The sequence below is a fragment of the Maribacter forsetii DSM 18668 genome (assembly GCF_000744105.1).
In the GTDB taxonomy this organism is placed as follows: Bacteria; Bacteroidota; Bacteroidia; order Flavobacteriales; family Flavobacteriaceae; genus Maribacter; species Maribacter forsetii.
This window is the reverse complement of the sequence record NZ_JQLH01000001.1, coordinates 1,317,807-1,330,133: the sequence shown is the minus strand read 5'-3', so window position 1 is coordinate 1,330,133 and position 12,327 is coordinate 1,317,807. Positions and strand designations below refer to the sequence as shown.

Here is a 12,327-nt window from a genome sequence, read left to right as displayed (position 1 = left end):
AAAAATAAGGGAATCATTAAAACTGTAACCGCTGAACAGCTTAATATTCCCTCAATTTCTTTAATTATTAAAAAAGACTACTCAATAAATAGCAATTCTCTGTACTTGGTCAACGGCCATAACTTGTTGTCCATTAGTTTTTCTAACTTATCGCTATGAGTTCTAATTTCTAAAAAATATGGTTTTACATTATGGCAATATGCATCTGCCTTCTTTTTGGTATCCTTTAGGGCATTAGCTTTTTTACGGGCATCTGCCATGGCGTCTACCATCTTTTTAATACTGACTACATGCTCAGCAATATCTTCTATCATAGTCAATTGCCCTTCTGAGAATTTTTTATGAGCCGCACCATAAATCTCTTTTAGTCCAGATACATTTTTAATCAGTTTGTTTTGATATTCTAAAGCTGCCGGCATAATATAACCATAGACCAATTCATTATATACTCTACCTTCAATTTGCAGGTGCATGATATAATTCTCTAAATCTACTTCTTGGCGTGCACTAACCTCTACTTGGCTCATTACATTCATTGACTCGAACAACGCAATGCTATCTTTAGACGTTAAGACTTCTAATGCCTCTGGTGTATTTTTATTATTACTTAATTTTCTTCTTTTGGCTTCATTTTCCCAATCTGTACTGTACCCATCACCATCAAAACGAATGCGTTTAGAAGTTTTTATATACTCGCGCAAGACATTAAAAACGGCTTCATCTTTCTTTAAGCTTTTCTTATCTATTAAAACATCAACTTCCTTTTTAAAATCCTTTAATTGTTTTGCAACAATGGTATTTAACACGGTCATTGGTTTGGCGCAATTCATTTTTGCACCAACCCCCCGCATTTCAAATTTATTACCGGTAAAAGCAAAAGGTGATGTTCTATTACGATCGGTATTGTCCATCAAAATCTCAGGAATCTTACCTACAACGTTCAGTTTTAGCTCCGTTTTTTCTTCAGGAGATAATTTTCCCTTGGAAACACCTTCCAGTTCATCTAAAACATTACTTAATTGCGAACCAACAAAAATTGAAAATATGGCTGGCGGAGCTTCATTTGCCCCTAAACGATGATCATTACCTTCAGATGCTATTGAAGACCGCAAAAGCTCTTCGTAAGTATCTACCGCTTTAATAGTATTGATAAAGAAGGTTAAAAACTGAAGATTTTTCATTGGCGTAGAACCCGGACTCAACAAATTAACTCCTGTATCAGTTGCCAATGACCAATTGTTATGTTTACCAGAACCGTTTATACCTGCAAATGGTTTTTCGTGAAAAAGCACTTTAAAATGATGCTTGTCCGCAATCTTATCCATCACATCCATCAATAATAGATTATGATCAATAGCAAGATTGGCCTCCTCGAAAACAGGAGCTAATTCGAACTGATTAGGAGCTACCTCGTTATGTCTCGTTTTAACAGGAATTCCCAATTTGGTACATTCCTTTTCTAAATCGCTCATAAAACTTAATACACGACTAGGAATTACTCCAAAATAATGATCGTCTAACTGTTGTCCTTTAGCTGGAGTTTCGCCCACCAAAGTACGACCTGTCATCATAATATCTGGTCTAGAATGAGCCAATGCTTTATCGATTAAAAAATATTCTTGTTCCCAACCCAAAGTAGCATTGACCTTGGTTACCGTTTTATCAAAATATTTGGCAACGGCAGTAGCAGCTTCGTCAACAGCACCTAAAGCTCTTAACAAAGGAGCTTTATTATCCAAAGCTTCACCGGTATATGAAACAAATATTGTAGGAATACATAAAGTAGTACCATAAATAAAGGCTGGTGAAGAAGGATCCCATGCGGTATAACCCCTAGCTTCAAACGTATTTCTAATTCCACCACTAGGAAAACTGGAAGCATCAGGTTCTTGTTGTACCAATTGTCCGCCACCAAATTTTTCTAAAGCTGTACCATCAGGCAAAAGATCAAAAAATGCATCATGTTTCTCTGCAGTTGAACCTGTTAAAGGTTGAAACCAGTGGGTGTAATGTGTAGCACCCATGGTAATTGCCCATGCTTTGATAGCCTCTGCAACCTGATCAGCAATTTTCCTGTCAATTTTAGAACCTGAATCCATTGCTCCTTTTAAACCTTCAAAAGCATCTTTGGTCAAGTATTGCAACATTTTTTTTTCATTGAACACGTTGACACCGAACAAATCAGAACGTCTTCCCTTCTCCTCAATAGCAATACTATTTCTTTTCTGACTTTCAGTTATAGCATTAAATCTTGATGACTTCATATGTAAATACATTGTTAATTTGACAAAATTACGTTCAATAAATATAAATATGATAAAATACCCGATAAAAAATAGGGGTAGACAACAATAAATTTAATTTTTACACATTAATACCCTCAAAAATTCATACAGATTGATAAAAAACATATTTTTGTTTGTCTTTTATTAAAAAATAACGAACATATTATGGCCAAAATTAAATTAGAATACATCTGGTTAGATGGATACTTTCCAACTCAAAACTTAAGGAGTAAAACTAAAGTAGAAGAACACGAAGATTTTAAAGGTACAATAGAAGAATTAGGCAACTGGTCTTTTGATGGATCTTCAACAAAACAAGCTGAAGGCGGGTCATCTGACTGTTTATTAGTTCCTGTAGCTATATACCCAGATCCTGCTAGAATTAACGGTTATTTAGTGATGACCGAAGTTATGAACGCTGACGGAACTCCGCATGTATCTAACGGTAGAGCTACCATTGAAGATGAGGATAATGATTTCTGGTTCGGTTTTGAGCAAGAGTATTTCATTATGGATACGAAAACACAATTACCATTAGGTTTCCCTATTGGTGGTTATCCTGCTCCACAAGGTATGTACTACTGTTCTGTAGGTGGTAAAAACACTCATGGTAGAGGTTTAGTTGAAGAACATGCAGATCTTTGTATCGATGCAGGTTTAAACTTTGAAGGGATCAACCAAGAGGTTGCTTCTGGACAATGGGAGTTTCAACTGTTCGCTAAAGGTGCTAAAAAAGCAGGTGATGAAATCTGGATCGCAAGATATCTTCTTGATAGATTAACTGAAAAATACGGATACTATATAGACTACCACCCAAAACCATTAGGCAAGGACATGGACTGGAATGGATCTGGTATGCATGCAAACTTCTCTAACACAACATTAAGAACTTGTGGATCTAAAGAAACTTACGCAGCTATCTGTGAATCTTTCCGTCCGTTTGTTAAAGAACATATTGCTGTTTACGGTGAGTTTAACGACCAACGTTTAACAGGATTACACGAAACTGCAGCTATCACGGATTTCTCTTGGGGAGTTTCAGATAGAGGTGCATCAATACGTATTCCACTAATTGCTGTTGAAAAAGGATACAAAGGTTGGTTAGAAGATAGAAGACCAGCTTCTAACGGTGATCCATACAAAATTGCAGCTAGAATTATTAAGACAGTTAAAACTGCAAAGATCTAATACCAAATTAATTGTTGATTATACTAAAAACGCCTTGAACTTGTTCAGGGCGTTTTTTATTAGTACCATTTTAAACTATAAGAGCTTAACCAATAGTCACATATATAAAGGCTAAATAAACACTTATCAATATCAAACCATCTCTCCAACCTAAACGTAATCCTTTAGGTATAAAAACCAATGGAAGAATAAGGAAAGAAATACCCAACATCCAAAAAATATCATTTGTCAAAAGACCTTCATCCATAACCGATATTGGTGTAATTATAGATGTAATTCCCAATACGGCAAGAAGGTTAAAAATATTTGACCCAATTAAGTTCCCTAAGGAGATTGCTTTTTCCTTTTTAATTACTGCTATAATAGATGCTGCCAATTCTGGAATACTTGTCCCTACAGAAACAATAGTTATGGCTATTACACGCTCACTAACACCAAATATAGTCGCCATACCAACAGCTCCACTAATCAAGAGTTCAGAACCTCCCCAAAGTGCACTTCCACCTAGCCCTAATAATAAGGCTGTTTTGTAAGTAGGCATCATAACATCTGGTTCATCTTCTTCATCTATAACAGCAGGTTTTTGAAAACGCAACAGATATATTAAAAATAGAAAAAGGAAAACTACCATGATTATACCTTCATATTGCACAAGCACACCATCAAAATATATAAAGAAGAAAAAGAGTAAAGAAGCCAACATCATTACAGGCCAATCTGTAGTATAGAAACTTTTACTAACATCAATAGGACTAAGCAAAATAGTTATAGCAAGCACCAAACCTAGATTAGCAATATTAGATCCTACTACGTTACCGAAAGCCAGATCTGGAAATCCGTCTAAAGCGGCGTTTATACTTACAATAAGCTCTGGTGCCGATGTAGCAAAAGATACCACCGTCATTCCAATTACGATTTTAGGAATTTTTAGTTTCAACGATAAATCTACCGCAGCTTTTAAGAGCCAGTTTCCACCTGCAATAAGCAATACCAACCCGCCAACAATAAATAAGAAATCTTGCATGAAAATAATTTTGACAAATATAATTAGAAGATATGTGATGACACATGACAATTGATGGCATCTACGAACTAAAATCTTTACCAAGTAATCATTAAATCTATATGCTAATAATGCATAGCTTATTTACTCAAAAAAGAACGGAAAGGCACTTTTTATGTAATAACTTTAAATTTTAGCTCTACGTTTTCTAAACATCATTAAAAAACGACCTTCAATTATTACAATTCAATACACATACGAATAATACTATTATATATTAAAACTCTATTGTAGATAAAAAGTTACTAATTATAACCTATTTAATTTCCACTCTTACACATTAGTATTCAAAATCATTATTTTAACGATTTTCATTTGTGGGAACACTACTACAATCATATCTTTCGAGAACAATCTAAAAATAATCCACCACTAAAACCTTAAAATATGATTACTGTAATAAAAGTTCTTGTTGTCTTCATCTTAAGTATAATCGTAACCTTAGTATATCACTAAATACTTTATAAAAATATATGCATAGCTACTTAACAACTTGATCAAGCGTTAAGTAATTTATGTATTTTTATAAAAATTTTAATTTGAAAAAGAAGCTCTACAAATTAATAGCCAAGCTAAACAAAGCTATCTTACCTTCTTACAGTAAACAACATTTAGATTTATCTAAAGCTAACAAGCTACAAATGGCTCTAATTGGCTGGCGTTATTTTATTACCAAAAAAGCGCTAGACTAGTATTTTACCAAAGATTTTACGGCATAGTCACCAATTCTAGAACCACCTTCTAAAAAAGTGAGTTCTATTAGAAAATTACATTGAACTATTTCTCCTCCCAATCTTTCTATTAAATTACACGTAGCTTTAGCAGTACCACCAGTTGCTAATACATCATCATGAATTAATACCTTATCCCCTTTCTCAATTCCATCAACATGAATTTCCAAGGTATCTGTACCATATTCTAAATCATAAGTCTCACTTAACGTGGTAGACGGCAGCTTACCAGGTTTACGTACGGGCACAAAACCTGCATTTAACTTATGAGCTAACATAGGACCAAAAATAAACCCTCTACTTTCCATACCAACTACTTTGTCTATTTTTTGACCATCAAGCAAATCATACAAAGCATTTGCCGTTTCATTAAGTGCTTTAGGGTTCTGGAGCAAAGAAGTAATGTCTTTAAAAATGACTCCATCTTTAGGAAAATTAGGCACATCTCTAATAAAGCTTTTAAAATCCTTTTAATATTGTGTTCTTTATTTTGTGGTAAATGTAAAAAGAAATATATTTGCACCCCGCTAAGGGAAAATTAAAAATGGCCTCGTGGCGCAACTGAATAGCGCACTTGATTACGGCTCAAGAGGTTACAGGTTTGAATCCTGTCGAGGTCACTAGCAAAACCAGCAATTCCAAAAAGCTTTTTGGAATTGCTGGTTTTTTATTTGCAGAAAAATTCGTTTTTAATATAAAAAACATCCACTAAGAATTGTATTTTTAATTAAAAGACAACAACTAGGAAAACTATCAATATTAAATCATTAAAAGTAATTCCAACATCCTTTTATTTTAAGGAATGGCAAATTGTAAATATGGATTTTTCAATCTAAAATAATGATTACATTTTGTTGAGAGATTTAATGAACACCTCCCTTTTAGTTCAAAAAGAAAATAACGAATAGCTATGATTTAACTTACAATAAGTTTACATACCTAATGATTCTACTATCTTTATCTTAACAGATAATTACAATACCTCCTTAAATCAATGAACTTTAGATTACTTCTTGTCATCGCCTGGTATATTATTCCTACATGGAGTATCGGTCAAAACTTATTTCCACCAATACGAAATTATAGCAGCTATGAGTATAACGCTGCCAGTAAAAATTGGGGTTTGTCCATTGATGATAACGGAGAATTATATGTAGCTAACAACAACGGACTTCTACATTTTAATGGAGAAAGGTGGACACTCAATAAATTACCCAACAAAACTATTATTCGTTCCGTCACCAATGCTAATGGCAAAATTTTCACCGGGTCTTATGAAGAATTCGGATTTTGGAAAATGAACCCGTATGGTTCTTTAGAGTACACATCATTAACACACTTAATAACCGACCATGAATTTACGAACGAAGAATTCTGGCAAATTATACCGCTTGATGACCAGATCATTTTTAGATCATTTTCCACCGTTTATATCTACAAGAATGAAAAAATTACGGTTTTAGATGCTCCTTTTGTTGTCACCAACATAGCAAAGCATGAAAATAAAATTATAGTTGCCGGAGAGCAAAAAAGATTATACTGGATAGAAGACAATAAGCTTATCCCTCTAGAATCACAAGATATCTTAGAAGGTAAAACCATAGTTGATATGGTCTCTTTTAGAGATCATCTATTAATTGGCACCAAACTCAACGGTTGTTTTTTACTTATAGACGGTCAAGTTAAATTACTCGACGATTCCATAAATAATGAATTAAAGGAACATCAATTAAACAAGGTGTTATCAGTAGACCAAAATACGGTTGCTTTTGGCACTATCAAAAACGGAATTTATACTTATAATTTTAAACACAACACATTTCAAAACCTCAACAAATCTTTAGGGCTGCAAAACAATACTGTTTTGGCAATGTTACAGTTTAAAGATCAATTATGGTTAGGTCTTGATAACGGTATAGATAAGATTCAATTAAAAAACCCTATAACTTATTACACTGACCATTCAGGTGTTTTGGGTACGGTGTATGACCTTGTTGATTACAACAATGAACTGTATTTGGGCAGTAATACGGGTATCTATTATTTTAAAGATGCCCAATTACAATTTGTACCAGGTTCACAAGGCCATGTTTGGGATTTAGAAATTATAGACGGTGACCTTTTTTGCGGACACAATACAGGTACTTTCATATTAAAAAACGGAATACTGAATAAAGTCTCGGATATTTCCGGAGGCTACCAAATTGCCAAAGTACCTGAAACCCAATCCTCATATATTCAAGGAACATATACCGGTTTAGCGAATTACAAAAAAGATAAAAATGGAAATTGGACATCTAACCGGGTTACGGGTATTGATTTTCCGGTGAAGCAATTATGTTTTGAAAACGCAACAACCATATGGGCAGCTCACCCATATAAAGGGCTTTTCAAAATAAAAATGAACGATTCGCACACAAAAGTTCTTACAATAACAGAAATAGAATCGGGTACAATACCCAATACATACAACATTAAGTTATACAACATTAAGAATCAGATAATTCTATCAAGTGAAGATAAATGGTTTAAATATGACCCCATATCGGATATAATTTCAGAATTTGAAGAATTCAAGGATTATGTAAACATGAATCTTGTTAACTATAATGACACTAGCTATTGGTTTTTTGATAATGACAACCAGAAGAAGCTAATCCATACAGATTTGGCGAATAATCAATTCACTTTAGATGACGCACTACTTAGAAAAAGACTGGCTATAGAGACCGAAACCATAGTTAATTACAATGATTCTATTTATTACTTTACCCTTACAGATGGCTTTGGAAAACTTAACCTCAATAAATTTGAAAATGAACTAAAGAACGTAGAATTACCTACACCAAGATTAAGCTCTTTTAAGGTTGAAGACAATGAAAACTATTTATTAACCACCGACTCATTTGAAATACCCTATAACAAGTCTAAATCTTTACTTATAAACGTATCTGCCGGTAGTTTTAAACAGTATACTTATTTCTATGAACTTAAGGGGTCAATTGATCAATCTAATTATTTAAACAATGGCACAATCAATCTTCAAAACCTACCATTTGGAGATTATACTTTAAAAATACATACGGTAAGTATCGGCAACGAACTTTCAGTACCTAAAACCATTGAATTCAAAATATTGAGACCATGGTATTTTTCCAATTGGAGTTTACTAGGGTATTTGCTGTTATTTATTGCCAGTATAATTCTCGTACGTTGGTACAACAAACAGAAATTAGCCAAAAAACATAACCTGTTAAAAATTAAAATGCAACGAGAGCAAGATGAACGCTTGGCACAAATAGAGAAGGAGAAGCTAGAAAAAGAAATTAAAAGAAAACAGACCGAACTTGCAAGAACGACAATGAGTGTTGCCAAAAAGAATGAATTGATTATCGAACTTAAAGACCTTATAGCGCTAAATCAAGATGCATTTACCAACAAACAACGTTTTAGATCACTATCTAAAAAACTAGACAATTCTATGAACGAAGATCAAGATTGGAAACATTTTGAGGTTAGTTTTAAAGAATTGCATGAAGACTTTTTTGAAAACCTTTTAAAGAAGTATCCAAAACTAACTCCAAAAGATCTCAGATTATGCGCTTATCTTAAAATGAATCATACTACAAAAGAGATTGCTCCTTTAATGGGTATTTCAATAAGAGGTGTTGAAATACATAGGTATCGTTTGCGTAAAAAATTGAACATAGACAGCTCTCAAAACCTATCAAACTATCTCATTAAATTTAAATAGAACAGGCTTTTTCCGTTTTTAATACTACTACACATATTAAGAATGCGTTAATTGTCTACATCATTACTACATCATTACGTTAATTTTTACTTTTAAATTAACACATCTACTACTGCAAATGCCCTTATTAAAGGGTTTTCACGCTACACACTCCATTGATGTACTTTTTATGTAGTTCAATAAAAAGTAAGGGCAAGTTGTTTTGATAACTTGCTACTGAAATTAACAACTTGATAATTTTACAACTCAATTTTTAAACAATTATGAAAATAGGAATCAAATTTTTAACATTCTGCATTTTACTGAGCCATTTGACGGTTTTTGCGCAAAATGGAATTTCGGTTTCGGGAACTGTTACTGATGATAATGGGCAACCATTACCAGGCGCTAGTATCATAGTAAAAGGTACTACAACAGGAACCCAAACTGATTTTGACGGTTTATATGCATTAAACGATGTACCAAACAATGGTACACTTGTAATTAGCTACATTGGTTACTCTACTCAAGAAACCGCTGTAAACGGGCAAACAGCTATAAATATATCTTTGTCTGAAGATTCACAAGCTTTAGACGAGGTTGTAGTTGTTGGTTATGGTACCCAGAAAAAAGCGGATCTTACGGGGTCTATTACTACGATTAAAACTGAGGATATCACCAGAACCCCTACTAGTGCCGCCATGCAATCATTACAAGGTAAAGTAGCGGGACTCCAAGTAGTGAGTAGCGGTGCACCGGGTACGGGACCAACAATTAGGGTTCGTGGTATTGGATCTTACGTAGGTGGTGCTTCTGATCCATTATATGTCGTGGACGGTACATTCTTCGATGATATCGATTTTCTAAATACAGAGGATATTGAAACTATCTCTGTACTTAAAGATGCGTCCGCTTCCGCAATTTACGGTGTTCGTGCCGCAAACGGTGTGGTTCTAATAGAAACCAAATCTGGTAAAATAAACCAGAAACCAGAAATCACCTATAATGGCTACCAAGGTGTACAGATAGCGCAAAACGTTGTAAAACTATCAAATTCAGAACAGTTTGCCACCTTGGCAAGAGAATCTGGTTCTGATGCAGAAGCACAATCTATAGACAATGCTATTCAGCGTTATGGCAGAAGCAGAATCAACCCTAATGTACCTGATGTAAATACAGATTGGTACGATCTTATTTTGCGTCATGCATTACAACAAAACCATAGTATTGGCGTTGCCGGTGGAACGGAATCCGTAACATATTCTTTAGGTTTAAACTACTTTGAGCAAGAAGGTATCTTGAATATGAAAAATGATTACGAGCGATTCAACATACGTTCTAAGATCAATGTTGATATTACCGATCGTTTAGATATTGGTATTTCTACTCTTTTTAGTAATGCAACAAGATACCGACCTGAAAGTACCGCGTTTGCATTGGCATATTATGCAACCCCTACAATGCCTGTTCTTGACCCTTCAAAAACAGATGCATATCCTAGACCTTATGCCAATGCACAAGATCTAGGCTACAGAGGTACGCAGAATCCATTTCCAGTAATGGAAAACACAGAAAATAGAGACAAAATCAGAAATACGCTGACTACAGTTGATCTTAACTACCAATTGGTACCCGATAAATTGACTTTAAAAACTGCTTTTTATCACAACTTTGAAACTACCGAAACTAGAGAAGTGCGGTTACCTTACTTTTTTGGAAACGGTAACGCTTTTAGGGAAAATGCAGAATTGGTAAAAAGGAATGCTACATTTTCTGAGCAAACTTGGGACAACACCTTAACCTATAATGACAGCTATGGTAAACATAATCTAACAGCATTGGTAGGTACTTCTTACAGGGATCGCTCTTATGAACAATTAGAAGCTAAAGGTCTTAATTTCCCTAACGGACCAGGAATTGGTGATGAATCTTATTTCTTGGACCTTGCAAATTCAATTGATGTAGATGGTGTTGGTGATGACGGTGTTAGACAATACTTCTTCTCTTATTTTGGTCGTATTGCTTATAATTTTGACAGTAAATACCTTCTTTATGGTACATTTAGAGCTGATGGCACTAGTAAATACCAAGAAAAATGGGGTTATTTCCCAACTGTTGGCGTGGGCTGGGTTGTTTCTGAAGAATCTTTCTTAGAGAACAGCAACGTTATAGACTTTTTAAAGCTTAGAGCTAGCTGGGGAGAATTGGGTAATGCCAATGTAGACTCAAGTACCGGCGGAATTACGTCTGACGCGGTTGATGGTGTATTTGGTGATGTTCGCTATCCCGGGCTTGTAACCAGTAGTGATTTTGAAGCCCTAAAATGGGAAGTAACCGCAGAAACCAACGTAGGTTTAACTGCTAGGTTATTCAATAATAAATTAACGATAGATTCTGACTACTATATTCGAGAAACTCGCGATGCGGTTATACCGGTATCTAGATTATTGGTTCCTGGTGAAACTAGACAAAATGTTGGTGTTATTAGAAACTCCGGTTTTGAAATTGTTGCCAATTGGAATCAGAAAGTATCGGATAATTTTAGCTTTAGTGTAGGTGGTAACTTCTCTACTTTAGATAATGAGGTACTTGATTTAGCGGGACAAGAGAATCTTACCTCTGGCGGTGACACTGCACAACGTACAGTTGTAGGTGGTACTATTAGTCCGTTCTTCGGATTAAAAGTTGACGGAGTATACCAAACCGATGAAGAAATTCAATCTGACCCTGCTGCACAAGCTGCCATTGCCGACGGACTGACCGTTGCCCCTGGCGATTTAAAGTTTGTAGATCAAAATGGAGATATGGTGATTGATGCCCAAGATAGAGTCGATCTTGGTTCTTACCTTCCTACCTATTCTTTTGGGTTTAACTTAGGAATGAATTATAGGGCATGGGATTTTAATCTAAATGTAATTGGGCAAGGTGGAAATGTAATCGCAAACCAAAAGCGTTTTGCTATCCGTCAGACTCCAGATGCCAATATTGACAGGGATTTTGCAGTAAATAGATGGAACGGTGCCGGTAGCACCAATAGTTATCCATCGGCAAGGGGAATTAGAAATCCTTGGAGCAACCAATTTTTAAGTAGCTTTTTTGTAGAAAAAGGAGATTTTGTTAGACTACAGAACGTAACCTTAGGGTATACGTTACCTAAGTTAAACGGAAAATTTAATCCTGATATTAGGTTCTACATCACTGCAGAACGTCCGTTGACATTCTTCAACTACAACGGTTTTACTCCTGAGGTTTCCGATGGTAGAGATACCCAAACCTATCCAATACCAGGTGTGTACACATTTGGTGTAAATATTAAAATTTAAAAAT

Annotated in this window: 5 protein-coding genes, 1 tRNA gene and 1 pseudogene; 4 read left to right on the top strand and 3 right to left on the bottom strand. The window is 34.8% G+C overall.

Features of this window, described 5'->3' with window-relative positions:
* Positions 1 to 77: 77 nt before the first annotated feature.
* Complete coding sequence (locus tag P177_RS05575) at positions 78 to 2,264, bottom strand: glutamine synthetase III family protein (RefSeq protein ID WP_036157880.1); 2,187 nt, start codon at positions 2,262 to 2,264, stop codon at positions 78 to 80.
* A gap of 186 nt (positions 2,265 to 2,450) precedes the next feature.
* On the opposite strand from P177_RS05575, the gene P177_RS05570 reads away from it, so the two are divergent.
* Positions 2,451 to 3,473, top strand: a complete 1,023-nt coding sequence (locus P177_RS05570; protein WP_036152737.1) for a glutamine synthetase beta-grasp domain-containing protein — start codon at positions 2,451 to 2,453, stop codon at positions 3,471 to 3,473.
* Between the two features lie 85 nt (positions 3,474 to 3,558).
* Here P177_RS05570 and P177_RS05565 read toward each other — a convergent pair whose 3' ends face one another.
* A complete protein-coding gene (locus P177_RS05565; protein WP_036152735.1) occupies positions 3,559 to 4,497 on the bottom strand; it encodes a calcium/sodium antiporter in 939 nt (312 codons plus the stop codon).
* A gap of 727 nt (positions 4,498 to 5,224) precedes the next feature.
* Positions 5,225 to 5,728 (bottom strand): annotated as a pseudogene (locus P177_RS05555) (adenine phosphoribosyltransferase); the annotation flags it as partial.
* Positions 5,729 to 5,813: 85 nt separating this feature from the next.
* Between P177_RS05555 and P177_RS05550 the strand changes: the two are divergent.
* From P177_RS05550 to P177_RS05540, 3 genes are all read left to right on the top strand, one after another.
* Positions 5,814 to 5,887 (top strand) — tRNA-Arg (locus P177_RS05550).
* Positions 5,888 to 6,261: 374 nt separating this feature from the next.
* Entirely contained in the window at positions 6,262 to 9,021 is a 2,760-nt protein-coding gene (locus P177_RS05545; RefSeq protein WP_036152715.1) for a helix-turn-helix and ligand-binding sensor domain-containing protein, read from the top strand.
* 263 nt (positions 9,022 to 9,284) lie between these two features.
* Positions 9,285 to 12,323 (top strand): SusC/RagA family TonB-linked outer membrane protein, encoded by a 3,039-nt coding sequence (locus P177_RS05540; protein ID WP_036152712.1) that lies wholly within the window; start codon positions 9,285 to 9,287, stop codon positions 12,321 to 12,323.
* The last annotated feature ends 4 nt before the right edge of the window (positions 12,324 to 12,327 follow it).